27 protein-coding genes and 1 pseudogene are annotated in these 24846 nt (G+C 63.1%); 11 read left to right on the top strand and 17 right to left on the bottom strand.

The window, feature by feature from the left end:
* Nucleotides 1-75 precede the first annotated feature (75 nt).
* Nucleotides 76-915 carry a helix-turn-helix transcriptional regulator gene (locus tag ACTHNZ_RS06625; RefSeq protein ID WP_440541696.1) on the bottom strand — a complete coding sequence of 280 codons (840 nt, stop codon included), beginning with the start codon at nucleotides 913-915 and terminating at the stop codon, nucleotides 76-78.
* A 113-nt stretch (nucleotides 916-1028) separates the two neighbouring features.
* On the opposite strand from ACTHNZ_RS06625, the gene ACTHNZ_RS06620 reads away from it, so the two are divergent.
* A complete protein-coding gene (locus tag ACTHNZ_RS06620) occupies nucleotides 1029-1922 on the top strand; it encodes an SDR family oxidoreductase (RefSeq protein ID WP_440541695.1) in 894 nt (297 codons plus the stop codon).
* A gap of 89 nt (nucleotides 1923-2011) precedes the next feature.
* On the opposite strand, the gene ACTHNZ_RS06615 is transcribed toward ACTHNZ_RS06620, so the two are convergent.
* From ACTHNZ_RS06615 to ACTHNZ_RS06575, 9 genes are all read right to left on the bottom strand, one after another.
* Nucleotides 2012-2365, bottom strand: coding sequence for a RidA family protein (locus ACTHNZ_RS06615; protein ID WP_440541694.1), 354 nt, complete (start codon nucleotides 2363-2365; stop codon nucleotides 2012-2014).
* Nucleotides 2366-2474: 109 nt separating this feature from the next.
* On the bottom strand, nucleotides 2475-3665 hold the full coding sequence (locus tag ACTHNZ_RS06610; RefSeq protein WP_440541693.1) for an NAD(P)/FAD-dependent oxidoreductase: 1191 nt from the start codon (nucleotides 3663-3665) through the stop codon (nucleotides 2475-2477).
* Nucleotides 3658-5064 (bottom strand): FAD-dependent oxidoreductase, encoded by a 1407-nt coding sequence (locus ACTHNZ_RS06605; RefSeq protein ID WP_440541692.1) that lies wholly within the window; start codon nucleotides 5062-5064, stop codon nucleotides 3658-3660. Before ACTHNZ_RS06605 ends, ACTHNZ_RS06610 begins: the two co-directional genes overlap by 8 nt.
* Nucleotides 5054-5407, bottom strand: a complete 354-nt coding sequence (locus ACTHNZ_RS06600) for a (2Fe-2S)-binding protein (RefSeq protein WP_440541691.1) — start codon at nucleotides 5405-5407, stop codon at nucleotides 5054-5056. The genes ACTHNZ_RS06605 and ACTHNZ_RS06600 overlap by 11 nt, the downstream gene beginning before the upstream one ends.
* Nucleotides 5408-5414: 7 nt before the next feature.
* Nucleotides 5415-6551 carry an NAD(P)/FAD-dependent oxidoreductase gene (locus ACTHNZ_RS06595; RefSeq protein ID WP_440541690.1) on the bottom strand — a complete coding sequence of 379 codons (1137 nt, stop codon included), beginning with the start codon at nucleotides 6549-6551 and terminating at the stop codon, nucleotides 5415-5417.
* Nucleotides 6548-7345: an ABC transporter permease gene (locus ACTHNZ_RS06590; protein WP_440541689.1), complete on the bottom strand. Its 798-nt coding sequence runs from the start codon at nucleotides 7343-7345 to the stop codon at nucleotides 6548-6550. Before ACTHNZ_RS06590 ends, ACTHNZ_RS06595 begins: the two co-directional genes overlap by 4 nt.
* Before the next feature lie 12 nt (nucleotides 7346-7357).
* The gene (locus ACTHNZ_RS06585) at nucleotides 7358-8230 is read right to left on the bottom strand and encodes an ABC transporter permease (protein WP_440541688.1); all 873 of its coding nucleotides are present in this window, start codon (nucleotides 8228-8230) and stop codon (nucleotides 7358-7360) included.
* Nucleotides 8217-9287, bottom strand: a complete 1071-nt coding sequence (locus ACTHNZ_RS06580; RefSeq protein ID WP_440541687.1) for an ABC transporter ATP-binding protein — start codon at nucleotides 9285-9287, stop codon at nucleotides 8217-8219. Before ACTHNZ_RS06580 ends, ACTHNZ_RS06585 begins: the two co-directional genes overlap by 14 nt.
* Nucleotides 9288-9377: 90 nt before the next feature.
* Nucleotides 9378-10448, bottom strand: a complete 1071-nt coding sequence (locus ACTHNZ_RS06575) for an ABC transporter substrate-binding protein (RefSeq protein WP_440541686.1) — start codon at nucleotides 10446-10448, stop codon at nucleotides 9378-9380.
* Nucleotides 10449-10625: 177 nt separating this feature from the next.
* Here ACTHNZ_RS06575 and ACTHNZ_RS06570 point away from each other — a divergent pair, with 177 nt between their 5' ends.
* The 6 genes from ACTHNZ_RS06570 to ACTHNZ_RS06545 all read left to right on the top strand — a co-directional run bounded on the left by ACTHNZ_RS06570 (nucleotide 10626) and on the right by ACTHNZ_RS06545 (nucleotide 15011).
* Nucleotides 10626-11561, top strand: a complete 936-nt coding sequence (locus ACTHNZ_RS06570) for a LysR substrate-binding domain-containing protein (protein ID WP_440541685.1) — start codon at nucleotides 10626-10628, stop codon at nucleotides 11559-11561.
* A 261-nt stretch (nucleotides 11562-11822) separates the two neighbouring features.
* On the top strand, nucleotides 11823-12020 hold the full coding sequence (locus tag ACTHNZ_RS06565) for a DUF3311 domain-containing protein (protein ID WP_440541684.1): 198 nt from the start codon (nucleotides 11823-11825) through the stop codon (nucleotides 12018-12020).
* Nucleotides 12017-13510 carry a monocarboxylate uptake permease MctP gene (gene mctP, locus ACTHNZ_RS06560; protein ID WP_440541683.1) on the top strand — a complete coding sequence of 498 codons (1494 nt, stop codon included), beginning with the start codon at nucleotides 12017-12019 and terminating at the stop codon, nucleotides 13508-13510. Before ACTHNZ_RS06565 ends, mctP begins: the two co-directional genes overlap by 4 nt.
* Before the next feature lie 329 nt (nucleotides 13511-13839).
* Nucleotides 13840-14280, top strand: coding sequence for an Hsp20/alpha crystallin family protein (locus ACTHNZ_RS06555; protein WP_440541682.1), 441 nt, complete (start codon nucleotides 13840-13842; stop codon nucleotides 14278-14280).
* Nucleotides 14281-14352: 72 nt separating this feature from the next.
* Entirely contained in the window at nucleotides 14353-14772 is a 420-nt protein-coding gene (locus ACTHNZ_RS06550; protein ID WP_440541681.1) for an Hsp20/alpha crystallin family protein, read from the top strand.
* Between the two features lie 11 nt (nucleotides 14773-14783).
* Nucleotides 14784-15011, top strand: coding sequence for a hypothetical protein (locus tag ACTHNZ_RS06545; protein ID WP_440541680.1), 228 nt, complete (start codon nucleotides 14784-14786; stop codon nucleotides 15009-15011).
* 175 nt (nucleotides 15012-15186) lie between these two features.
* Here the strand turns inward: ACTHNZ_RS06545 and ACTHNZ_RS06540 are convergent, their stop codons facing one another.
* The 3 genes from ACTHNZ_RS06540 to ACTHNZ_RS06530 are packed head-to-tail and all read right to left on the bottom strand — an operon-like array spanning nucleotide 15187 to nucleotide 15702.
* Nucleotides 15187-15444: a BrnA antitoxin family protein gene (locus tag ACTHNZ_RS06540; RefSeq protein ID WP_440541679.1), complete on the bottom strand. Its 258-nt coding sequence runs from the start codon at nucleotides 15442-15444 to the stop codon at nucleotides 15187-15189.
* Nucleotides 15422-15532 (bottom strand): hypothetical protein, encoded by a 111-nt coding sequence (locus ACTHNZ_RS06535; RefSeq protein WP_440541717.1) that lies wholly within the window; start codon nucleotides 15530-15532, stop codon nucleotides 15422-15424. Before ACTHNZ_RS06535 ends, ACTHNZ_RS06540 begins: the two co-directional genes overlap by 23 nt.
* A 23-nt stretch (nucleotides 15533-15555) precedes the next feature.
* Nucleotides 15556-15702 (bottom strand): BrnT family toxin, encoded by a 147-nt coding sequence (locus ACTHNZ_RS06530; RefSeq protein WP_440541678.1) that lies wholly within the window; start codon nucleotides 15700-15702, stop codon nucleotides 15556-15558.
* A gap of 88 nt (nucleotides 15703-15790) precedes the next feature.
* On the opposite strand from ACTHNZ_RS06530, the pseudogene ACTHNZ_RS06525 reads away from it, so the two are divergent.
* From ACTHNZ_RS06525 to ACTHNZ_RS06510, 4 genes and pseudogenes are all read left to right on the top strand, one after another.
* Nucleotides 15791-15907 (top strand): annotated as a pseudogene (locus ACTHNZ_RS06525) (AbrB/MazE/SpoVT family DNA-binding domain-containing protein); the annotation flags it as partial.
* Nucleotides 15908-16292: 385 nt separating this feature from the next.
* Entirely contained in the window at nucleotides 16293-17543 is a 1251-nt protein-coding gene (locus tag ACTHNZ_RS06520) for an eCIS core domain-containing protein (RefSeq protein WP_440541677.1), read from the top strand.
* 59 nt (nucleotides 17544-17602) lie between these two features.
* On the top strand, nucleotides 17603-18262 hold the full coding sequence (locus tag ACTHNZ_RS06515; RefSeq protein ID WP_440541676.1) for a hypothetical protein: 660 nt from the start codon (nucleotides 17603-17605) through the stop codon (nucleotides 18260-18262).
* A 27-nt stretch (nucleotides 18263-18289) separates the two neighbouring features.
* Entirely contained in the window at nucleotides 18290-18508 is a 219-nt protein-coding gene (locus tag ACTHNZ_RS06510) for a hypothetical protein (RefSeq protein WP_440541675.1), read from the top strand.
* 1034 nt (nucleotides 18509-19542) lie between these two features.
* Here the strand turns inward: ACTHNZ_RS06510 and ACTHNZ_RS06505 are convergent.
* The 4 genes from ACTHNZ_RS06505 to ACTHNZ_RS06490 form a co-directional block, all read right to left on the bottom strand.
* Nucleotides 19543-20226 carry a DUF4336 domain-containing protein gene (locus tag ACTHNZ_RS06505; RefSeq protein WP_440541674.1) on the bottom strand — a complete coding sequence of 228 codons (684 nt, stop codon included), beginning with the start codon at nucleotides 20224-20226 and terminating at the stop codon, nucleotides 19543-19545.
* A gap of 92 nt (nucleotides 20227-20318) precedes the next feature.
* Nucleotides 20319-21110: a TSUP family transporter gene (locus tag ACTHNZ_RS06500; RefSeq protein WP_440541673.1), complete on the bottom strand. Its 792-nt coding sequence runs from the start codon at nucleotides 21108-21110 to the stop codon at nucleotides 20319-20321.
* A 19-nt stretch (nucleotides 21111-21129) separates the two neighbouring features.
* Nucleotides 21130-22113 carry an MlaA family lipoprotein gene (locus tag ACTHNZ_RS06495; protein ID WP_440541672.1) on the bottom strand — a complete coding sequence of 328 codons (984 nt, stop codon included), beginning with the start codon at nucleotides 22111-22113 and terminating at the stop codon, nucleotides 21130-21132.
* Entirely contained in the window at nucleotides 22106-24742 is a 2637-nt protein-coding gene (locus ACTHNZ_RS06490) for an MMPL family transporter (RefSeq protein WP_440541671.1), read from the bottom strand. Before ACTHNZ_RS06490 ends, ACTHNZ_RS06495 begins: the two co-directional genes overlap by 8 nt.
* Between the last annotated feature and the right edge of the window lie 104 nt (nucleotides 24743-24846).

Below are 24846 nucleotides of genomic sequence, written 5' to 3'. Positions count from 1 at the left end.
AGGCGGCTCAGAACGATAGCGCTAGCGATAGCTATCGTTCTCGCGCCCGCGCCCGCGCCTAACGTTACGACGTTCCTAGCGCGTTGTCTCTTGCCGAGCCTGCAAAAGCTGGCGAATCGCATCCACATCGGCGCGCGTGGCGGGCTGATAGACGACCATACTCAGTTCGGGGCGCCCATCGACGGCAAACGACGAATATTCCATCGAGATGAGCCCTACGGTGGGATGCCGCAATTGTTTCGTGCCTTCGCCGTGCGCGCGCACGTCTTGCTCACGCCAAAGGGCCGCGAATTCCGGGCTGCGGGAACGGAGTTCTTCGACGAGCGCTTCCACCGCATGCGATGCACCCGCCCGCGCGGCCTCGAGGCGAAACGTCGCTACGACGAAGCGCGCGACGCTCTCCCAATCGGGCTGCCGCGCTCGCACATTGGGGTCGCAGAAGATGAGGCGCAGGATATTGCGTTGCTGCGTCGCGAGCGCGTCGTAGTTGGTCAATACGGCGGACGCCGCGCGATTCCAGGCGACGATGTCCCAGGTTGCCGTTTTGATGTAGGCGGGACTGAATTCGAGCGCGTCCAGTACACGCTGCAATCGCGGCGTGACGCCCTCGACGGCTTGATAGCGGGCTTTTGGCGGCCGGCCGAGCCCGAGCAAGAACAGGTGCTCCCGCTCGATTTCCGTCAACATCAGTGCGCGCGCAATGCGCTCGAGCACTTCTGCGGACGGCGCGCCACCACGCCCTTGCTCGAGCCAGGTGTACCAAGTCGCGCTGACGTTCGCGCGCTGCGCGACTTCCTCGCGCCGCAAGCCGGGCGTACGGCGGCGCGTAAGCGGAAAGCCGAGCGCCGCCGGATCGAGCCGCGTGCGCCGATCTTTCAGGAAGTTGCCGAGCGGATTGTCGTTCATATCCGGCATGGCCGATTCCGATTGTCGATCCTGTTAGTCCGTTTACCCGTATAACGTCACTACTTCACCGTAATAAGCGGCTCGAACATAGTACCTCCACATTGACTTGTGGAGGATTCACGATGCGCGTTTTTGTGACGGGTGCAAGTGGTTTCGTCGGTTCGGCCGTCGTGGCCGAGTTGATTTCGGCTGGGCACGAGGTGCTCGGTCTCGTGCGTTCGGACGCGGGAGCCGCGAAGGCCGAAGCGGCCGGGGCGAAGGTTTTGCACGGTTCGTTGGAGGACCTCGACGTCCTGCGTCAGGGAGCGGCGAGTGCGGATGGCGTCGTGCACACGGCCTTCAATCACGACTTTTCGAAATTTGCGCAGAATTGCGAGCTCGATCGGCGCGCGATCGAGGCGATCGGCGAGGCGCTCGCGGGTTCCGGCCGGCCGTTGCTGGTGACGTCGGGCATGGCGTTGCTGGCAAAAGGGCGCCCGGCAACCGAAGAGGATTCGGCCGTGCCTCCTTCCGCCTCCTACCCGCGCGCGTCGGAGAAGACGGCCCTCGCATTGAACGAACGCGGGGTGCATGCGTCCATCGTGCGGCTTCCGCCTTCCGTGCATGGCGATGGAGATCATGCTTTCGTGCCGCGGCTCATCGCAATTGCGCGCGAGAAACGCGTATCGGCGTATGTCGGCGACGGCAGCAACCGCTGGGCAGCGGTTCATCGCTTGGATGCGGCCAGACTGTATCGATTGGCGCTCGAGCGTAGCGCGGGAGGCGAGCGCTATCACACCCTGGGGGACGAAGGCGTTCCGTTCAAGGAGATTGCCGACGTGATCGGACGTCGCTTGGAGGTGTCCGTCGAGTCGAGATCGACGGACGAGGCCATCGAACACTTCGGATGGTTGGGGCCGTTCGCGGCGATCGATGTCGCCGCGACGGGCGAGTGGACGCGGAAAGTGCTGGGGTGGCGCCCCGAGCGCGCCGGGCTGATCGAGGACCTCGAGACGGGGACGTATTTCCGGACTTAGTCGTCGGTGTATTCGTCGGCTATTCGGGCGCCCGACGCGCGGCGCCCAGACCCCCAGGGGCGAACGGCTCGATGTCGGTGCGGTGCGCGCTATGCGAGCGCCGTTACGGCGATTTCCACGAGCAGATGCGCCGACGCGAGCTTTGCCTCGACGGTGGCCCGCGTTGGGGCGCATCCTTGCGGCACCCAGGCGTCCCACACTTCGTTCATGCCCGCGAAATCACGCTCGATGTTCGCGAGCCACACTTGTGCGGAAACCAGCCGCGTCTTGTCGATGCCGGCCTTTTCCAAGAAACCGTCGATCTTCTCGAGCACCTTCGCGGTTTGAATTTTCACATCGGGTGCCGGGTCGGCGGAAGTCTGGCCGCCGATGAAGACCAGGCCTGCGGCTTTGACGACGCGGCTCATACGTTGATTCGTGTCGATTCGAACGATGTCGGACATACGGTGCATTCCCTTCGGTGAATGGTAGTGAGCGGAGTAAGAGCGAAAAGGACGAATAAGGGCGAATAACGGCGCGTAGGGGCGCGTAGGGGCGGGCGGCGGTTCGCGGTCAGTGCTGAATGGCAACGCCCGCCGTTGGCCCTTCGGTAGACGCGTTCGACCTCGAAAACCGATCGATGGCGAATGCGCCGAGCGGTAGCGCGGTGATCCCGTCGAGCATCATTTGGGCGACGAGCCAGCCGCAGCCTGGCCCCAACTGAAAGCCGCTGCCGCAATAGCCGAACGAGTAGTAGAGGTTCGAGGCGCTGCGGCTCGGCGAAATGACGGGCAGCGAATCGTCGGTGAATGCTTCGACGCCGGCCCACGCGCGATTGATGCCAAGATGCCGCAAATGCGGGAACAGATCGACGACGGTGCGTGCGCTGCGTGCGAGCCGCATGAAATCGACTTCGCCGTGACGTCCTTGCAGGTCGGCGATCCCGATCAACTTACCGCCGATGACGACCGTACCGTTATCGAACTGCTTGAACGACAGCGGCCGTCCCGTCGCGCCGAGCGTCGCTTTGCAGAACGGTGCAACGCGATGCGTGACCATCAGCATCAAGCCTTCCGGATGGACGGGAACAGGCTCGCCCACCTGACTCGCTAGCTCGCCCGACCATGCGCCCGCCGCGACGAGCAGCTTTTCCGCGGCGAACGACCCGCGAGGCGTATCGACGCACCAACGGGCGCCGCGCTGCTCGATGCGAACGGCCTTCGTGCCTTCGTAAAAGCGCACGCCCTGCCGTTGCGCGGCGAGCCGAAATGCGGTGGTCGTGCGAAACGGCAACGCGTAACCGTCGCGTTCGACCCAAATGCCACCTGTCACATGCTTGGCGAGTGCCGGCTCGAGCGCGAGCACCGTTTCGCGATCGACGACCTTCTCATGCGTGAATCCCTGTGCCTCGAGCAATGCCACGCGCTCGCGGCATTCGTCGAGCTCCGATTCGGTTTCGGCGATCTTCAACTGGCCCGACGGCACGAAGCCGCCATCGTCGCCCACGATGTCCGGCAGCGTGTGCCAGATCTCGCGCGACATCAACGCGAGCGGAATTTCGGGAAGCGGTCTCCCGAGCGTGCGCACACCGCCGGCATTCACGCCCGACGAGTGGCGCGCCACATAATCGGCCTCCAGCACGATGACGCTCACGCCGCGCCGCGCCAGGTTCAAGGCGCTGCTCGTGCCGTGCAGCCCCCCGCCGACGACGAGCACGTCGGCCTTGGCGAGCAAGCCTGCGCTCGAACGCGATCGATCATTCACCGGCGAGTTCTCCGAGCGTGAGCGGCTTGATCGGCGGACGAATGCGGTAGTAACCCACCTCGGCCGGCGGAACCTTGCGCGCATCGGCGATCACTTCGGTAACGGTCAAGCCGCACATGCGTCCTTGACACGGACCCATGCCGCAGCGGCCGAACGATTTCGCCTGATTGGGTCCTACGCACCCGAGTGCAACGAACCCGCGCAGTTCGCCGGCCGTCACTTCTTCGCAGCGGCACACGATCGTTTCGTCGGTAGGGATGCGGTTGGCATCGCGAGGACGGTACAAGCTGTCGAGGAAAGGGCGGATGCGCATCACACGCGCGAGCGCCGCGCGATGCAGTGCCGCTTCTCGATCACGCGTGGCCATATCGATTGCGCCGAGCTGCGATGCGACGGCGAGTGCGGCAAGCGCGCCTTGCTCCGCTGCCGCTTGCGCGCCGCCGATGCCGGCCCCGTCGCCGGCCACGAAGATGCCCGGCACATCGAGTTCGCCCGATGCATCGATCTGCGGCGTGAAGCAAAGCTGCGCGTCGTCCCAGCGATGCGTCGCACGCAGCGCATGCGTGAACTGCGTGTTCGGCACGACGCCCTGATGCAGCAAGATCACGTCGGCTTCGATACGTTGGGGGCCAGCTTGCGTCGCGAAGACGAGGGCCGCGGCACGCTCCGTCCCGCCGGAAGCCGTCGCTGCTTCGACGCGCAGATCGTCCGCGCCTTCGTAGATCGGCACGCCGGCTCGCCGCAACGTCCGGATCAATTGCAGCCCCTTGCTCAGGAACGGCCACGCGCGCAGCGCGGAGAGGAGGTGACGCTTCGCGCGCCAACGGTCCTCATGCCGAGTCGTATCGACGAGCGCGCGAATCGGCACGCCGGCACGGACATACTGCCAGCCGAGCAGATAGAGAAGCGGCCCGCAGCCCGCGAGGATCGGAGCGGAAGACGGCACTTCGCCCGCGCTCTTCAGCAAGATCTGCGCTGCGCCGGCGGTCATCACGCCGGGCAGTGTCCACCCCGGAATCGGAAACGGACGCTCGAGCGCACCGCTCGCGAGGATCACACGCTTGGCTTCGAAGCTGCCGACGCGGCCGTCCTTCAGATAGTGCACCGTGCGCTCACGCGTCACCTGCCATACGGATGCGTTGGCCACATGCCGGGCACCCGAGCGCGTGAAGGCTTCCGCGATGGCGGAACCCGCTGCGTAGTCGGGGCCGAGAATCTCTCGGCGTTGCGCGTCGGCGCGCTCGATGGCGCGATAGATTTGTCCGCCGACGGCATCTTGCTCGTCGAGCAGCACCACCGACAATCCCGCGCGGGCGGCCCGCGTTGCCGCGCTCATGCCGGCGGGGCCGGCGCCCACGACGACGACGTCGATTCGTTCCGACGCGAAATCAGCGGCCATGAACGTTCTCCGGCTCGTTGGCGGCGACCGGCGGCAAATCGCGCGCGCCTTCTTGCGAACGAATGCGCATGCCTGAGCGTACCTGCACCATGCAGCTTTGCCTGCTCGGCACGCCGTCGATCTCGACGAGGCACTCGAAGCAGGCGCCCATCATGCAATAGGGTGCGCGCGGCGAGCCGGACACCGGCGTTGCCCGAAAGCGGGAAACACCGGCGGCCAGCAGTGCGGCGGCGACGGAGCGGCCGCCCGGCACCGACAGCGGCTGATCGTCGAACCAGATATCGACGGGCGCATCGGCGCCGGGCAGCGGTTTGAACAGCGATTGAGCAGAGTGGGAAGTCATGACGGTTTCAATGGGCGGGAATCGGATCGGCGCAGGCGGCGAAGCGGCGTGCGGAGAAAGCCGGCAATTCAGTGGGCATCGGCGCGCCCGCAATCCATGGGGCGAGGCGCTGCGCATGCGCGGCGGCCAGCGTCACGCCGCTGTGGCAGGTCACGACGAAAGCGCCCGGGTGCATTTCGGATTGCTCGTAGATCGGAAAGCCGTCGGGGCTATAGACGCGCAGTGCGGCCCAAGCCCGCACGAGGCGAACGTTGCGCAGTGCCGGAAACGTGCGGACGCCGCGGCGCGCGATCTCGCTCAAGATGGGAGTCGAGGTGAAGTCGTCGAAGCCGGCCTGCTCCATCGAATCGCCGAACTGAACCGTGCCCTCATCGGTTTGACGCACGTTGAGCGTCGGATAGTGGAGGAACGGCGCGACGCGCTCGCTGATCAAAATCATGCCGCGGTTGGGGGCGACGGGGGCATCCAAGCCGACCAGCGGCGCGAGCGCCCGGTTGCCGAGCCCGGCGGCGAGCACCAGGCGCGCGGCGCGGTAAGTGCCGCGATGGCTATGCACGGTGTAGCCGCCTTTATTCGGCTCGATCCGTTCCACGCATTCGCCGGAATGCAGTTGCACGCCGCGCTTTTGCATGCCGGCGTGCAGCGCGCGCAGCAGCTTGAGCGGGTTGACGTGCCCGTCCATCGGCGTATAGCTCGCGCCGACGACCTTCGGGCCCAGCCCCGGCACGCGCTCGCGTGCCTCGCGGTGATCGAGCAATTCGAACGGATAGTCGCCGATCTCTTCCCGCAGTGCCGACAGACGCTTGTGGCGTTCCGCCATCTCGTCATCGGAGAACAAGAACTGGAAGCCGCCGGGCTGACGCAGCGCGACGTCGATGCCGCAGTCCTCACGCAAGTGTTGAGCAAGGCTCGGCCAGCGTGCGGCCGAGTCGCGCGACCAGCCGGCATAGGGTGTGAGACCGTAGCCTTTGCCCTGAATCCAAACGAGGCCAAAATTGCCGCGCGACGCGCGAAAGCCGCCGTCTCCCTCGTCGAGGACGGTGACGCGCGCGCCAATGCGTGCGAGGCCGTAAGCGAGCGCGGAGCCGACGAGGCCACCGCCGATGACAAGCACGTCGGCGCTAGGGGACGTGTTCGAAGTCAATGCGCTTCTCCGATCAAGATGCGATCCAACCCGACCAGGCGGTCGAGCACCACCATCAAAAGGATCGTGCCGACGATCAGCACGGCCGACACCGATGTGACGAGCGGATCGATGGTTTGCTGGATCTCGTTGTACATAGCGACGGGCAAGGTCGTGGTTCCCGGCGTCGCCACGAAAATGGTCATGGTCAACTCGTCGAAGCTCTGAATGAACGACAGCAGCCAGCCGCCGGCCACGCCGGTGCGGATCATCGGCAGCACGACGCGCCGAAATGCGGTGAATCGGCTCGCGCCGCATGAAAGGGCGGCGCGCTCGGCGTCGCGGTCGAGGCCGACGGCCGACGACAGCGCAAGCCGCAGCGCATAGGGCACGACGATCACGACGTGCGTGGCGACGAGCGCCGCGAACGATCCGTTCAAGTTCAGCAGCGAGAGAAAGCGCAGGAACGCGATGCCGAGCACGACGGCCGGGATCATCATCGGCGACAGAAAGAAAGCCATCAACGCGCCGCGGCCGGGGAAGCGATAGCGTGCGATGGCGAGCGCAGCCGGCACGGCCAGCACGACGCCGATCGTGGCTGCCGTGAAGGCGAGCCGCACCGATAGCCAGAACGCCGAGACGATGTCGTCGTTGTCCCAGATCGCACGAAACCAGCGCAACGATGCGCCGCGGAACGGCGTCGAAATGTAGCCTTTGTCGGTGAACGCGACGAGCAGCACGACGACGAGCGGTGCCAGGATGAACGTGAGAAACAGCGCATTGAATGCGAGCGCGAGAAAGCCGTTTTTCTTCATGACGGAGCCTGCTCAGTCGAAGATGTGCTTGAAGCGGCGTTCGGCGAGCCGGCTGCAGCCCATCACGATCGCGACGTTGGCGATGAGCAACAGCACGACGATGCTCGCGCCGAGCGGCCAGTTCAGCGTGCCGAGGAATTCGTCGTAAGCGGCGGTGGCCACGACTTTCAGGCGCCTGCCGCCGATCAGCGCGGGCGTGGCGAATGCCGATGCCGACAGCGCAAAAACGATGATCGAGCCCGACAGCACGCCAGGCAGGATCTGCGGCAGCACCACGCGCCGGAATACGCGCATCGGCGAGCTGCCGAGCGAACGTCCGGCCCATTCCACCTGAGGATCGAGCTTTTGCAGCGTGGCCCAGACCGACATCACCATGAACGGCACGAGGACGTGCGTGAGTGCGACGATCACGCCCGTCATCGTGAACACGAAGCGAATCGGCTCGTCAGTGATATCGAGCGCGCGCAGGACGTCGTTGATCACGCCGTTGTTGCCGAGCAGGATCTCCCAGCCGAGCGTGCGCACGACCACCGAAATCAAGAGCGGCCCAATCACGATCAGCAGGCAGATCGATTGCCACGGCTTGCGCATGCGCGCGAGCACGATGGTTTCCGGCACGCCGAGCACGATGGACAGCACGGTCACGGCAAAGGCGAGCCCCGCCGTGCGCAGAAAGATCGTGCCGTAGTACGGATCGGTGACGACTTCGAAATAATTGTGCAGCGTATAGCCCGGCTGCACGCCGGCCATATCGCGAAAGACGTGGAACGACAGCAGCACCGTCAATACGAGCGGCACGAGCAGCATCGCAATGAAGAGCAGCAGCGCAGGGGCCGAAAGCAGCCACGGTGCGGCGCCTCCGCGTGCGTCGTCAAGGGTGGCCATGGCGACCCTCCTGATTCAGCACGCGCAGATCGTCGTCGGTCCAAGCAAGCCCGACTTCGCAGCCTTCCTCGGGCGGCGGCGCACCGTAGTTCGGCTGCGCGACGTGCATTCTGCCGAGCGCCGTATCGACGACGAGCAGCCATTGATTGCCGACGAACACGCGCGTGGCCACGCGTCCGTGCAAACGCGCGTCGCCGTTCGCCAGACGCACTTTCTCAGGGCGAATGTAGACGTTGACCGCGCCGGCCACGTCGCGCCCTTCGTGCGGCACCTGCAGCATCGTGCCCGCCACGGTGACTTCCGCGCAGCGCGGATTGAGGCGCAGCACTTCGCCTTCGAGCGTGTTGGTTCGGCCAAGGAACGTCGACGTGAACGGCGTGGCGGGACGCTCGTAGGCGTCGAAGGGCGTGCTCAACTGAGCGACTTTGCCGCGATGCATGACGGCGATGCGGTCGCTCATCGTCATGGCCTCGACTTGATCGTGCGTGACGAGAATCGTCGTGATGCCGAGCCGCTTTTGAATGGCGCGCAGCTCGATGTGCATCTCCTCCCGCAGCTTGGCGTCGAGGTTCGACATCGGCTCGTCGAGCAGCAAGAGCTCGGGCTGCATCGCGATCGCGCGAGCGATCGCCACGCGCTGCCGCTGGCCGCCCGAGAGCTCCTTCGGATAGCGTTCGTCGAGGCCGCGCAGATGCACGAGTTCGAGCGCTTCGGCAATGCGGCGCCGACGCTCGTCGCGTTTCATCTTGCGCATCTCGAGGCCGAAGCCGACATTGCCGGCGACCGTCATGTGCGGGAACAGCGCGTAGCTCTGAAACACCACACCGATGCCGCGCTTTTCGGGGCGCTCGTCCGTGATGTCGCGACCGTCGAGCGTGATGCGGCCCGTCGTCGGAGAGATGAAGCCGGCGATCATTTGCAGCGTCGTCGTCTTGCCGCAACCCGACGGACCGAGCAGCGACATGAATTCGCCGCGCTCGACGGACAGATCGATGTGTTCGATCGCCGTGAAATCGCCGTATCGCTTGGAAATGCCTTGCAGGGTGAGGAAACTCATTCTCGCGTCCATCCTTCATCGAGGGCACGTGGCGGGCGCGGCGCACGGCGCGCTTGCCCGCTGATCGAAGCCGAAGCGCCGAAGCGCCGCTCAACGCTCGACGGATCGATTCCAGCGCTCGGTCCATGCGGCGCGGTGCTGATTGATGGTCGTCCAGTCGACCGAGGTGAGCTTCGCGATCTGAGCGGGACCGTAGGGCACGCGCGCGGCGATGTCGGGCGACAGCTTGACGGTCTTGTTGACGGGCCCGAGGCCAATGTCCTGCGCCTGCATGGCCTGCACCTCGGGGCTCAGCAAGTACTGAATGAACTGCTGCGAAAGCTCGGGTTGAGCGTTTTGCGCGACGACGCACGCACCGACCTGCAGCGCCACGCCGCCTTCCTTCGGATAGACGAACTTGAGCGGGAAGCCGGTGTTTTGCAGCGCGACGGCGCGCCCGCTGCCGTAAGGCGCGATGATGACGTCGCCCGATTGCATGAGGCCGTCCATTTCGCCCGGCGTCGGCGCCCACGATAGGACGTTGGGTGCGACGCGCGTTTTGATCGCGGCGAAGCCCGGATCGATGTCTTTCTCGCCGCCACCGTTCATGCGAGCGAACATGACGAGCGTATGCAGACCGTAGGTGTTGGTGATCGGCGGCACGCCGATTTTGCCCTTCAGGCGCGGGTCGGTCAGCGCCTTCCACGAATCGGGGGCCGGTAGGCCGAGCTTCTCGAACGCCTTCTCGTTGTACCCGATACCCGTTGCGACCATGCCGATGCCGACGGCCGTGGGCCCGAGATGCGCGAGCGGATAGAGGTCTTTCATGACGGGTGCTTCGTCGAGCTTTCCGCACAGGCCGAGCTGCATTGCTTGATACATCGGGCCGTCGTCCATCACCGCTACGTTGATTTGCTCGTGGCCCTTCTGTGCTTCGAGCTTCGCGAGCGTATCGCTCGAATTGCCCGCGACGTAGACGATCTTGACGTGATGGGCTTTCTCGAACGGCGGATCGATCTTCTGCCGATACATCTGCTCGTTCGAACCGCCGACGTTCGCCACGTACAGCGTCGTTTCGGCGTGGGCGGGCGCGCTGGCGGCGCAGGCGCCGGCGAGCATCAGGGCCGCAACGAGCGCTGGCGAAAGCATGGAAAGGTCACGGCGAGGCAGCACCTTCTTCATGACGGAGTCTCCTTGATTATGTGTAGCGATGGTTCGACGTTCGCGCCGATGCAGACTAGTTTCGCGCTGGGCGAGCTATATCGTCCAATACGAATAAAATACGGACCTATACACCGGTGATATGACCTAGGGCGGACCCCTAAAGCCGAATCGGGGCCAATTGGAGAGGCGACGAAGATGAATCTGAAGCACGTCGAAGCGTTTCGGGCCGTGATGACGGCCGGCTCGATGACGGCTGCGGCCAAGGAGCTTTTCACGTCCCAGCCGAACGTGAGCCGGCTGATCTCGCAGCTCGAGCGCGAAACGGGTCTCGTGTTGTTTCAGCGCACGGGCGCGCGGCTGATCCCGACGAGCGAGGGGACGGCATTCTTTCGCGAGGTCGAGCGCGCCTATGTCGGCTTGCAAGGGCTGGCGAACGCCGCCGCGCAAATCCGCAATCTCGGCACAGGACGCTTGCGCATTGCGGCGATGCCGTCCGCGGGCCTCACGCTCGTGCCGCGCGCGATCGATCGCTTCCAGCGGCTACACCCCGGCGTGACCGTGACGTTGCACATGAATACGTCCGGCACGATCAATCACTGGACGGCCTCGCAGTTTTGCGACCTTGGGGTGGCCGTGTATGTCAGTGAAGCGTCGAACTGCGACGTCGAATTGCTTTCCCGGGTACCGGCGATGTGCGTACTGCCGGCGGAACATCGGCTTGCGAAGAAGGCGATCGTCAAGCCGTCCGATTTGCAAGGCGAGTCGTTCATTTCGCTGTGTCACGGCGACGGCACGCGAGCGCAGATGGATGAGGTATTTGCACGCGCGGGCGTCGAACGCGTGATGGCGATCGAGGCGCAGTACTCGGCGATCTGCTGTGAAATGGTCCGCCTCGGCATGGGGGTGACGCTTTCGCATCCGATCGTGGCGCGCGACTTTGCCGGGCCCGACGTCGCAATTCGCCGGTTTTCGCCCGACGTCCTATTTCCTATCTATTTGCTCTATCCGCCGCATCGGCCAAGGGAGCGGCTTGCATCGGCATTCGTCGAGGTACTGCGGGAAATGCACGACGAATTCATCGCCGAGATGAAGATCCCGCAGCGGGCGGGTGTGAAACGGCGCGCGGGCTAGACGACCAACGGCTCGCTAATGGCGCCTTGATCGCTACGTAATTCTACGTAGCACCCCTAAGTAGTTATGCGCTTGCGGCCAATATACCGCGCGCAAATACTACGGCCGTCGAGCGCAATTCGATTCGCGGGAGGCCGCCCCATGCTTCCTAAGCAAACACCGCGTTCGGCGCGATTCATCCCACGAAAGTTCAATAAGACAGAGTGCGAGCGGTTGCCCTGCTAGATGCCGGTCGCCTCATCGTCAGCCCTAAGGAGCATCATGGAGACCTCCAATCCGCCACGCCGTTCGTGGCTTCCGCTGATTTTGCTTTTGCCGTATCTAGCCCTGCTATGGCTGCCGTTCTACAGCGGCGGCCACCCATCGCTGCTCGGCTTCCCGTTCTTCTACTGGTACCAGTTTCTCTGGGTGCCGATTACCTCGCTGCTGATGTATGCCGTCTACCGGAGCGCCAAATGACCGAGTCCACTTCGATCAATACGACTGCTCTGGCGATCTTCATCGTCTTCTTTGCACTCATTACGGTGCTGGGTTTCGTTGCGGCACGCTGGAAGCGCGGCGATCTCTCGCAATTGCATGAATGGGGACTCGGCGGACGCCAGTTCGGCACCGTCATCTCGTGGTTCCTCGTGGGCGGCGATTTCTATACGGCTTACACCGTCATTGCAGTGCCGGCTTTGGTTTATTCCGTGGGCGCATACGGCTTTTTCGCCCTGCCATACACGATCATCGTCTATCCGTTCGTCTTCGCCGTGATGCCCAAGCTTTGGCAAGCCTGCCAGCGGCACAATCACATCACGGCGGCGGACTACGTGCAAGGCGTGTTCGGCGGCAAGTGGCTGCCGGCGGCCGTTGCGCTGACGGGCATCGTCGCCACGATGCCTTACATCGCGTTGCAGCTCGTCGGCATGCAGGTGGTGATCAAGAGCCTTGGCGTCACGGGCGAGCTGCCGCTCATCATCGCCTTCGTGATTCTGGCGCTCTACACCTACGCAAGCGGCTTGCGCGCGCCGGCCATGATCGCGTTCGTCAAGGACATCATGATCTACATCGTGGTGATCGTCGCCGTGTGCTGGATTCCCACGAAGCTCGGCGGCTACGGCGCGCTGTTCGATATGGCGGACAAGCACTTCGCGGCGAAGGGCGGTGCCACCGGCATCCTGCTGAAGCCGTCGCAGTTCACGGCCTACGCGACGCTTGCCTTGGGCTCCGCGCTCGCTGCATTCATGTATCCGCATACGATGACGGGCGTGCTCTCGTCGCGTTCGGCCGCGACCGTCCGGAAGAACGCGATCTTCTTGCCGGCTTATACCGTGCTGCTCGGGCTGATCGCACTGCTCGGCTACATGGCGATTGCCGCCGGCGTTCACGTCAAGTCGCCGTCGGATGTCGTGCCGGCGTTGTTTCTGACGCTGTTCCCGTCCTGGTTCGTCGGCTTCGCGGCCGCGGCGATCGCGATCAGCGCATTGGTGCCGGCGGCGATCATGTCGATCGGCGCGGCGAACCTGTTCACGCGCAACCTCTATAAGCCGCTGATCGCGCCGAACGCCACGCCGGAAAAAGAAGCGGCGAATGCCAAGCTCGTGTCGCTGGTCGTGAAGTTCGGTGCGCTGCTGTTCATCATCGCGCTGCCCACGCAGTACGCGATCGATATGCAGTTGCTCGGTGGCGTGTGGATCCTGCAGATCTTCCCGGCAGTGGTGTTCTCGCTGTATACGCGACGCTTGACATCGTCCGGGCTGTTCCTCGGCTGGCTGGCGGGGATCTCCCTGGGCACGCTGCTGGCCGCCGAGCAGGGGCTGAAGCCGGTCTATGCGCTGCATTTCGCGGGAGCGACGTATCCGACGTATATCGGCTTGATCGCACTGGTGCTCAATGTCGTCGTCACGGTGGTCGTCTCGGCCGTGACGGCGAGCAATCGCGTTGAGCGGGCGGACGTGGCCGTTTAGGTAAATCTATCTGGTGCGAAGGCAAAGTAGGACCCGCGGGCCGGTGCTTCGAGAAAGCACGGGCCCGCTTGCTTGTAACGAAATATTTCATCCATAAGGGGCGGCGGGCGGCTTATCGAAACGCGATGAAGCCTTCCTCCGGCTCGGTCGCACGGCCTCTTGAAATTTTGGCTCGCCGCACTATCTTAGGTTTCGCTCAGGCAGTCGCGCGATTCATCCCATCGCGCGCTGCGTGTTTCGATTTGTTTGTCAGTGGGTCATCCACGGACGGACGAACTGGATCGCGTAGCCTGTTCGACGTTCGTGGCGGCCTCGTCAAGGAGCCTGTCATGAGTGATCTCTTTTTCACGACCGATCTGCTCGGCGAATTCGATCGCCTTCAACGGCAGATGGCGAGTCTCTTCACGGATTTTCCGGCCAGCTTGCGCGCGACGCGTACGGGCGCCTTTCCGCCCGTCAACATCGGCAGTACCGACGACAGCGTCGAGATCGTCGCCTTCGTGCCGGGGCTCGACCCCGCGAAGATCGAGATATCGATCGACAAGGGGTTGCTGACGATCAGCGGCGAGCGCAGGCGCACGGAGGCGGAGTTGCCGCCCGATGCACGCGTGTATGCCGAAGAACGTTTCATGGGCACGTTCCGCCGTGTCGTCGAACTGCCGCAGCACGCCGATCCGGATAAAGCAAAGGCGCGTTATGTGGACGGCTGCCTGACGATCAGCGTCGGCCGCTCCGAAGCGTCGAAACCGCGCTCGATTGCGGTGCAGTGAAGGCGGCGCGAGCCTTTACCTCTATTGAAACGACGGGGCGCAATGCCCACCGAATGAATCATGGAGAGAATCATGAGCGACAGTACTGAACTGGCCACTCGGTCCGATGACGCCGGCGCGACCGTGACGAACCAGGACAAGGCGAGGGCCTCGGCCCGGCCGACGCGCATCGTACCGGCTGTCGACGTTTTCGAAGATAGCCACGGCATCACGCTGTATGCGGATTTGCCGGGGGTGCCGCGCGAGAAGCTGGACGTGCGCGTGCACGACAGTAGCTTGAGCATCGAGGCGGAAGCGGTCGTCCCTATGCCCTCGGGCTTGCGGCTTCAGTATGGCGAGATTCGCCATCCGCACTTTGCGCGTGCGTTCACGGTGAGTCCTGATTTCGACGTGTCGCGGATCGATGCGCAACTGCGCGATGGCGTGCTGAAGCTGACGATTCCGCGTCGCGACGAAGCGAAGCCGCGGCGGATCGAGGTCGCGCTCGGCTAGTGGGGGCTAGCATGCTCAGTCCGCACGAATTCGCGACGCTGATGCTGGTCCGGCATGCGCCGGATCAGCTCGACATGAACCGCGCGGAACTCGACGCGCTGCTCGAGCAGCAGCTCGTGATGCTCGAGCAATCTGCCGAGGGGGATCGGCGTGCTCAGCTTACCGATCGGGGGGAGTTGGTTTTGAATGCGCTGGGCGCGGGACGGGTGTCGCGGCAGGTATTCGCTTCTAACTCGTAGGGGCGCTGCCGGGTTGAACGAGGCCGCGTGGGTGGTCTCGTTCATTCATTCACAAGCTGCGGGGGATGGGCGTCGCGATGAGCGTCGTGCGCTCGGTTCACGCTCGGTGTCGCACGAGAAACGAACATGGGCCGCATCGACAACCTTTGGGTATCGAGGCAATTGTTGGCGGCACTCAGGAATGCCTACGCTGATGCGCCAGCATGTACGCTCGCAGCAGTTTGTTGATGCGTGTCTGATAGCCTTGGCCTTGCTCTTTGAACCAGTTCAAGACATCGACATCCAGCCGCATCGTCACCGCTTGCTTCGGTGGAACGTGCAGCTCGGCGCGCGCAAAGAACTCGTCGTCCAGTTCAGGTACGTCGCGTGTGTCGATCTGCTCGTCCTTAAGCTTTTCCAGCCGCTTCCAGTCAGTTTTTGATGCTTTGTTCATATCGTTTAGCCTCATGCTTCGTCGCTTTGCGCGCCGAGATGATACGAATCACCGGCCCGTTGCGCTCCACATACACCACCACCGCCATCATCGCCTTCATCAAGCCGAGGGCTACCCAGCGCTCCTCCCCGTAGTCTTCTCTCTAGAGTCCAGTGCCGTCAGCACCGGATGATTGAACACGTCGATCGCATCGCTGAAGTCGATCCCATGCTTGCGAATATTGATCCGGTTCTTACCTTCATCCCATTCAAACTGCACAACTCGCCCGTCCGTTTAGTGTATTGACGTTTGTACTGACATTATATACCTGACGCCGCGAGATCTAGCCGGCCTAAGCTGCGCGCGGGACGTCGAAAACAACGCGGTCATGCTGCGCCGCCCCCGGCACAAGGCCCGCGAAGGATGGGCGGAAGCGAGCAAGGCGCTTGCGGAGAGCGGCGATGAACTCGTGATGCTTGCGTGACCGCCCCCGGCGGCTAGCGAGTTGTAGATACCAACAAGAGACGAGAAATACGTGAGCTGGCCATCGCGGTGGACTTCCTATTCCGCGGCGTCGATCGGGAGAGGCCCGACGCGGGCATCGGGCTTCAGCCGTGTAACGGTGAACGCCCGTTTCGCCGCGAGGTTCGATGGCACGTGGAAATACGATGGTTCTGTGATAGGCGGTAAAGGCGACCAACTTGACGAAGAACAGGCGATCGTTCATTGTTCGGACAAATTGGCGGACGCGCAATTTCTTTGTAGTTTGGATCGTTGCGATGTCGGCCACTTCATAAAGCGCCATTACGGCGAAAGACTTCGCGCTAAGTCGGCTGCCCGATCATTGGCGCATCACGCGGGGGACGGTTATGCCGGGGTATGTCATTCAGGGGTTTTTTCCTACTGGACAGATGGCGCGTGGAGCCCCTGTGCGCAATGGCACGCTGCAGATGAGGCCGAGCGCCGCGGGGGCGCACGCGGGGAGTCGATCACCGAGCGCGAACGTCGAGATAGACCCGGCACGGCTTGGTTTGGTGCGGGGGGGCGGGAAGAGTCTGCCGCCGACACTGCTCCAAAAGATGGAGGCCGCATTTGTGGCGGACTTCTCCGCGGTGCGCGTCCATATCGGACCGCAAGCCGCTCGCTTAGGTGCCGTAGCATTCACGATGGGCAACGATATCTATTTCGAGCCGGGCCGATATCAACCTGATTCTATGCATGGGCAGGAGTTGATCGGACACGAACTCGCCCATGTTATTCAACAACGGCAGGGCCGCGTTCGCATACCGGCGTCCGGTGTTGCGGTGCTGCAGGATGCTGCGTTGGAGGCCGAGGCTGACCGGCTGGGCATGCAAGCCGCTCGGCATGCACATGCCATTTCGGCGAACGCCGCCCCCGCATCGGCGGGCGGGCCGGACGCAGGGGCAAGAGGCCTGTTCAGTGGCGCTAACGGCGTTCCGTTGAGTCCCGGCGCTTCAGTCCAGCTTCGAGGCGGCAGTGGTGCATTTGTCATCCAGCGTAAAACCGCGATTAGCTTCAATCCCGCGAATGACAAGGCGGGAAGCGTCAAGATCGCGGGCATCGAGCATCAACGAGAGGTCCACAACGACACTCAGCGAACGCTCGCGGCGTATCTGAGCGGTTATCGGCAACCTCCCAGCGGTACTTGCAATCATCATGTCCCCTACAGTCATATTCGAAACGAGATCGAGCGCTTGCTCACCAGCCACACGAATCTCGAGTCTGCCGTTAAATGGATGAACGGGTTGACCCTTGCCCCTGCAAAAACCTACGATTGGAAAGACTGGGATCTTACACAAACGAGTGACCGGTTCTCAGTGGGGGCGATGCCGAAGCCGAATATCCGGCCGACTAGAACGGATGGAATGACGAACACGAAGTACTATGCCGAGGTCGACCTGAACCGCGAGGTGAACGATCTGATATGGAATCTGGCCAATGATCCTCGCAACCTGTTTTACTGGCCAAACTCGACGGGCGATGCCAATGGTACGCAGGTAGACGAGCCGGCAGGCAAGGGGCCGATGAAAATCGAATACATCAAGGCGCGCTTGAATGAGTATGTCACCGGGCTGCGAACGATCGGCCTCGTCATTTAGCAGCCCATTGAAATACTCCCGCAGATGTCATCCGAGCGGGAGGGGTAAGCAAGGCGCATATGAGTAACATCAAAAACACATGCCTTTTCATAGGCGGCTTCCTGCTAGGAATGTTTGCGACGGCATTCGTCAAGTGGCCGCCCAAGGACAGCTCGTCGTGGGCTTCGTGGGTACAAGCAGTCGGAGCGATGATCGCAATCGCGATCGCGATTTATGTGCCTTATCGACAGAGGATGGACGGCGACAAACGTGATCGAAAGAGAGACAACCTGCGCCGACAGGAATCACTTATGACCCTTCGTCCAATTATGGAGCGGGCCCTTAATTTGATTGAAAATATTCCACGCAACGAGGCAGCGGACATCTACGTCGAACATTTCTTCAAGCATATAAGCGATACGGACGCGCTGGCGACAATACACCGGAGCCTCGGTGCCTTCCCTGTTGAAAGGCTCATCGACTATCAGGCGATACAAAGCGTGTTCGAAATGCAAGATGCTCTCAAGATTGCCCATGATACCGTGAGTGATATCAATGCCGAGGGACTTCGGGCTGCCGCCTGGGATATATCACGACGACAGGTTGAAGAGGCTGTGGCGCGGGCTCACGTTGCGAAGTCGCAGTTCAAGGCTGCATTGGACAGCGCTGGTGTCACAAACTACGTCTCTGCATCTGGTACTGCGACGATGGAGCTAAACATTCGTCAAAACGACGTCTGACATCGTGGCATAGAAAAAGGCGTACTGATGAATACTTACGAGGTCGACGTGATCCGGCCGGGGATGGAACGGGAGTACTTCGCGTATCGGAATCACAATCGGCTTGCAGCGAATGGCAATATGGTCGTAGATCCGGCAACGCTGTGGAATACCGAGGCCGTGCAAGCCAGAACAGTGGAAGAAGCTAAGCTTCTGGCGACGCAGAAATTTCCCGGCCGCAAGTTTGAAATTAGACGGGTGCGTTAGGCGGACGGGAGTGCCACGGAAAACGCCATGTCGAAGCGACAGAAAGAAGTTGAGCGGGCAAAAAAGGACGTGCGCGCTGGGACGCGGACGTTCAGCAAGACATAGAGCGCCGATCTCAAACGCATCGCAACTCGTCAGCGAGGGCGACGGCGGTTGCTAACCCAAGCGACGGCAGGTGTACCGGCGATCACTGACTATGGGCAGGCGCGACGCGGGACCGTCTCGCTCGGGCGCAGAATTCCAGGAAGTTTGAATCGAAGAAGTAGCGGTATGGAAACAGGGATTTCATAAACAAGGAAGCTAAATGCCAATACCAGCAAAACCGGTTGCGAGTGGCGCGCCGTCCTTAGCGCCCGCTCAAGGGGATCACGTTTTCGGCGACGCTATTGGAATGGTTAACGGTGCTCTAGGGGAACTGTTCGGCGGGCTCCAAGGCTGGGAAGCCCATATGCAAAACTACAACCCGCTATTGCGGGCGAGCTGGACAACGATGTCAAATATGGATCTCGGGCACATCCTTGGGCCAAATCAGCCGCTAGTTCGAAGAGGGGGGGCCGCCGAGCCTGACGAACATGCGCATATGTTTGGAGGATATGCAGACAGATTCCGTTGGCAGCTTACTCAACTGCCGCACAACGGATTCGTTGGAAAGTACTTCCTGGGCCAATGGGGGAGCTATGCTGCCTGGAGGCGAAAGGTTCTTTCGGCGTTCGACGATGTAATGACACATGCCGTTGACTCGACCGCTCTCAATGCCTACCTGGCTGATCCTCAAGCAACCCGCGCAGCAGCGCCTTTGCTTGTCCGGCACCCTGTTATTTCGATTCTTACCGCACGCACCCAAGCTGCTGGCCACGGCGTGAACCATCTGCGCATTCGGACAATTTGCAATAACTTCATAGCATTCCGATCCCAGCTGGAGGGTTTGCTACTACGATTCGATCATCCAGTCCCGTGACGGATTTGATCCCGGAGAAGCGGTCGAATGGCCGCCTCATAGATCGGTTACTGATGCACGGCACCCCGTAGCTCAATCAAATCCAGCGCAACGCCTCGGCAATGACATGCGTTGCTTCACGGTCTGCGCATTGGCCATGAGCGATCAGAAGCCGCTCGGGCTTCCAATCGAGCACTCTTTGGCGAGCGGCGCGCGCGGCATTACGCGAGAGAAAACTCCATCGCCATTCGCGCGGCGTACTGCCGTGCGGTCCGACGAGGTCGTCAAGCCGCAGAAGAGTGCCTTTCCATCCCGTAGCTAGCTCATCGGGAAAGCGTTGGATCAGGTCACCGAAGATGGCGGTGCGTGAGACGCGATGGAAGAACACCACTTCTTCCATGGCAAACGATCCGCGAAACACGACTTGATCGATGTCGACGATCCATTGTCGGTCCGGCTCGTCGCCAAGTTCGGCATCGAAGCGAAACCCTTTCATTTTTCGAACGAGCCCCGGAGGGGCATGGATGGCCGCTTCAGGCCAGCGCATTTTCCACGCCGAGAGCGCGAGATGGTGCAGTTTATTCGGTGAGACGATATGCGCGACCGGTCCGAGTGCCTCAACGGCAACGGCTAAATCTTCCGTCAGCGCGATTGGCGACCATACCCATGTCTTCCCCGACGAGAGCCGCACGATCGCCATGCGGGTCGGGTATGGAAAGCCATGGAACGATACCGCTGGCCCATCGGCAAAATACAGATCCTGTCCAAAGGTCGTCAGCATTGGTCGAGATGTGTCGCTTTTAGGGCATCGTCCGAAGCCGGAACATCACGGGGCGGCTCCGCAGCGTATCGAGCCGCAGCACTGCGAGCGCATCAAAACCCCAACGCCTTCCGAATCATCTGCAGGGCAGCGCCGAGCACGAACAGCAAAACGATAATACGAAACGCATGCGGCGGCAGCTTATCGCGCAACGGCTTGGCGAGTTGAATACCGGCGATCACGGGAACGCTGGCCGCAGCCGAAATGAGCAAGTCGGTGCCCGACGCATGCGCCCCGCTCTTGAAAGCGAGCAGCAGCGTGACGATCGAGACGACGAGGATGATCGCCATCTGCTTCGTGAACACCTTGCCGCGTGCCCCCGTGGCAATCAGATAGATCGCAAGCAGCGGCCCCGGTATCGACGCAATGCTTTCCATCAAGGCAGCGCCGAACCCCAGCACGAACCCAACGGGCTTGACCCACTTCGGCGCCAGCGTGAACCTCGGCGAGGCAAGCAAAAGCAGCGCGGCAAATACGAGCAATCCACCGGCGGCGACTTGTGCATGGTGCGGTTCGAGCGAAACCAGGATCGACACACCCGCGATGTTGCCGAGCACGGTCCCAATCAACGGTGCCGCAATACGCTTCGCCGTGGCCAATGTTTCGCCGCCTTCCAACGCTTGCGGAATGTTGCCGAGGATCACGGGCATCGACAGCAATAGCACCGCCTGCTTCACTGGCATCATCTGAATCAGGATCGGCATGGCAACGAGCGGCACGCCGATGCTGACGATACCCTTGACGATGCCGCCGATGACGAGCGCCGCGATGATGCCGGCGAGCGCATAAGGGTGAAGCGCATGCAGCGTCGGCGCGAGCATGCCCTGGGATGCAACGTGAAGCATTGAGGTGGTCTACCTTGTTTTATTCGCCGCTGGTGCCTTTGGGAACGGGCGTGGCGGTCGTGGGTGTCGATGCGGCCGCAGGAACGGCCGGCGCGGAAGCCGGTTGCGTCGCAGCGGGCGCCGATGCAGCGGATGCGGCGGATGCAGTAGACGCAGCAGGCGCAGCAGGCGCAGCAGGCGCGGACGCCGCCGATGGCGCAGCCACGGCCGATGCACCCGATGCCGCCGCTGGAACCGCCGCCCCCGCTTCGCTCGCGCCCCCCGGTGCGGCCGGCGCCGCGCTTTCGTCCTCGTCGCCGTAATTGGGCAGCACGGGCGGCTTCGACGTATCGGCGCCGAGCGCCGAGCGCCGCTGCTGCGTATAGGCGTCGCGCACGAACGAATATTTGTCGAGCGCGGCCTGCTCGAGAATGTTCGTCGCACCGAGCATGTCGGAGCGCGCGCTGACGAACTGCAAGCCGTAGAGCGGCTTCTGCGCATCGACAGGCGCATAGATGAGCGGGCTGAAGCGCGTATCGACGGCAAACCCCACGCCGTCGCGGAACGAGCTCGGCCCGAAGATCGGCAGCACGAGGTATGGGCCGGACGGGACGCCCCAGCGTCCCAGCGTGAGGCCGAAGTCTTGATGATGCTTGGGCAATCGCGCCGGGGTGGCGATATCGATGAGCCCGCCGAGGCCGAACGTCGTGTTCATCGCGAAGCGAATCAGGTCTTCGGTGGCATCGGTGATCCTCAACTGCAGCAACTCGTTGGCGATATTGTTCAGGTCGCCCAAGTTCGAGAAGAAATTGCTGATCGCCGTGCGCAGCGGGTGCGGCGTAATCTTCTGGTAAGTTTTCGCGATCGGCACGGCGACGTGCTCGTCGATCGTGTCGTTCACCTTGAAGACGACACGGTTCATCGGCTCGAACGGATCGCCAGGCGTGCGTGTGCTCGGGCTCGCGCAACCTGCCAAAAGCGCCGCCGCTGGAACCAGCGCGGTCAAGATTCGTAGCTTATCCATCGATTCCTTTTATTTCTTTCTTTTGGGCGCGCGCCGCGCGCGGCTTTCCCATCAAGACGGGCTGAAACACGACCGCGCCGACCAATGTGCAAGACAGCGCAAGGGCGAGCAGGCGCCCCATGCTCGCGGTACCCGGATGGTGCGACAGCCAGAGGCTGCCGAATGCGGTGGCCGTCGTCGCCGCACTGAACAATACCGCATGTGTGAGGCTCGATGAGAGCAAGCTCGTCTGGCCCGCCCGCCACGCCATCACGAAATAGACCTTGAACGCCACGCCGACCCCGAGCATCAGCGGCAACGCGATGATATTGGCAAAGTTCAGCGGCATGTCGAAGACGACGCAAAGCTCGAGCGTCACCAGCGCGGAAACGAGCAGCGGGATCATCGTGCGCAGGACGTCGCCGAAGCGCCCCAGCGTGACCCACAGCAGCAGCGTGATCGAGAGCACGGCCCAAGCGGCGGCCTGCAAGAACGCTTCGATGATCGTGTCGGCCGAATGCAGGATCGAAATCGGGCCGCCGATCGCGTTGGGCTCGGCCTGCTTCACCGCATGCGCGAAGCGGCGCAGCATTGCATCGTCGTTCGGATCGACGCCGGGCGGTACGCGCGGCGAAATCTGGACGAGGGCGCGGCCGTCGGGCGCGACCCAGTCGCGCACGAGCTCGGGCGGCAGCGTCGCCTGCGAAAGGGCAAACGGCTGCAGCAGCGTCGACAGTTGATGCAGGGACAGCCGCAGCGGCGTGGCGAAGGCGGTTTCGGCTCGATCGCGCGTTGCGCCATCCGCGGCCGCGAGCTTGGCCAGCGAGGCCGATAGCCGCTGCGCCTCCTTCGCCCCCGCCCCGGGGTAGTCTTGGGCGGCATAAGTGAGCTGGTTCGATGCACGCTTCAACGCGGCCACCCGTTGCGCGTCCGTTGCCGGCGGCGCGGGCGGTTGCGTCAGGGCGGGCAGCAGCGTTTGCGCCGCCGGCGCAATCAGCGCGAGCTTTTCCGGCTGTTCGGGCGGGATGAACGTGGTCAGCGTCGTGACGCGTCCGACTTCGGGCAGCGCGCTCAGGTGGCGCGCCGTCAGATCGGCCGCCGCGAGCGATGGCGCCAGCACGGCGACGTCGTTGACCGAAGCCTCGGGGGAGTTCTTCAGCGACAACAGCGTCGCCATCGATTCGGTCGTCGGGTCCTTCAGATGCAGCGGGTTGAAGTCGAATCGTAGATGCAACAGCAGCGGGGTCGCGCCGAGCACGACGATCAGCGCCCCGATGAGGATGGGCTTGCGGTGGTCCTGCAGAAAATCGTCGATCGGCGCGAGGCGCGCAAAGCCGGGCCGCGACGGCTCGCCCGGCGGCGCCATCAGCTTGAGCAAGGCGGGCAGTAGCGTCATCGTGCTGAAGTACGCGACGATCATGCCGACGCCGGCGATGAGGCCGAGCTCCGAAACGCCGCGATAGGCGGTCGGCAGGAATGAAAAGAAGCTCGTGGCGACGGCTGCCGCGGCGAGCGTGAGCGGCAGGCCCATGGAGTGCGCCGCGCCGACGAGCGCATGATCGAGCCGCTCGTCGCGATGGCGCTCTTCCCGGTATTTCACGCCGTATTGGATCGCGAAATCGGCACCGAGCCCGACGAACAGCACCATGAACGCCACCGAAATCATGTTCAGCGAGCCGACCATCAGCAACCCCAGCGCGGCCGTGATCGGCAAGCCGACGGCCAGCGTGACGAGCACGGCGAGAATCATGCGCTTCGAGCGCAGGGCCAGCCAAAGGATCGCCAGGACCACGAGGAGCGTGCCGATGCCGTTGACGACGGCGCCGTCTTCGACGGAAGCGAACTCTTCGTCGGACAGGGGCTGGGCGCCCGTCAAGCGCACGACGGCGCCATAGCGCTTTTGCAGGTCGAGCTCGCGGGCAACCGCGCGAATCGTGTCCGACGCCTGGGCGCCGGCTTGCAACGCGCCGTAGTTGACCACGGGCGACACCGTGACGAACGCGCGTGCCGGCTGATGCGCCGTGTCCGGATCGACGAGCGCACGCCACGAGAATGCCGCGGGCTTGCCGGCCAACACGGCGTCCACCGTATCGGCCGCGCGCGTGAGCAGGTTCGCCATGGCCGGCAGCTTCACTTGGCCGGACTGTAGCGGGAGGCCGAGCATCGTCGAGAGGGTTGTCGACAGGCCCGTGACGCTCGGGTCGTGCGCGAGCGTGTTGATGAGCGGACGGGCTTGCGCGAGCTGCGCGGTCGTGCCACGGACGTTGTCGACCGACAAGAACAGCATGCCGTCGTGCTCGAACAGCGGCCCGCCGCCGGGCTCCGAGACCGCGCCGATCCGATCGCGATGCGCGGGGCTCGACAAGCCGGCGGCGAGGGCATCGGCCGCCGCATCGGCCATCTCGGGCGCGCCCGCCTCGACGACGGCGAGGATCGTTTGATCGCGCTGCGGGAACGCGCGGTCCATCGCGTCGCTGAGGGCCGACCACTGCGCGTCGGTCTCGATGAGCTTGCTGACGTCGGTATTGATCTTGAAGTGCCGCACCGTATAGACACTGCTCGCCGCGGCGAGCACGAATGCGAGTGCGACGACCAGGATCGGTCGTCGCACGGACCAGTCGACGAGTCGGACGATGAAGGACGTCAGCATGGATGGGGCGGCAGGGCAGCCAAGGCGGCAAAGCGCCTAAGTATACCGGGGGACGGGGCCGCATCGCCGCCCGCGAGCGCAAGCTGTCGCGGAACCGCCCACCC

Origin of the sequence: Trinickia sp., assembly GCF_051953955.1 — a bacterium.
Lineage (GTDB): Bacteria > Pseudomonadota > Gammaproteobacteria > Burkholderiales > Burkholderiaceae > Trinickia.
This window is presented reverse-complemented; position numbering and strand designations above follow the sequence as displayed.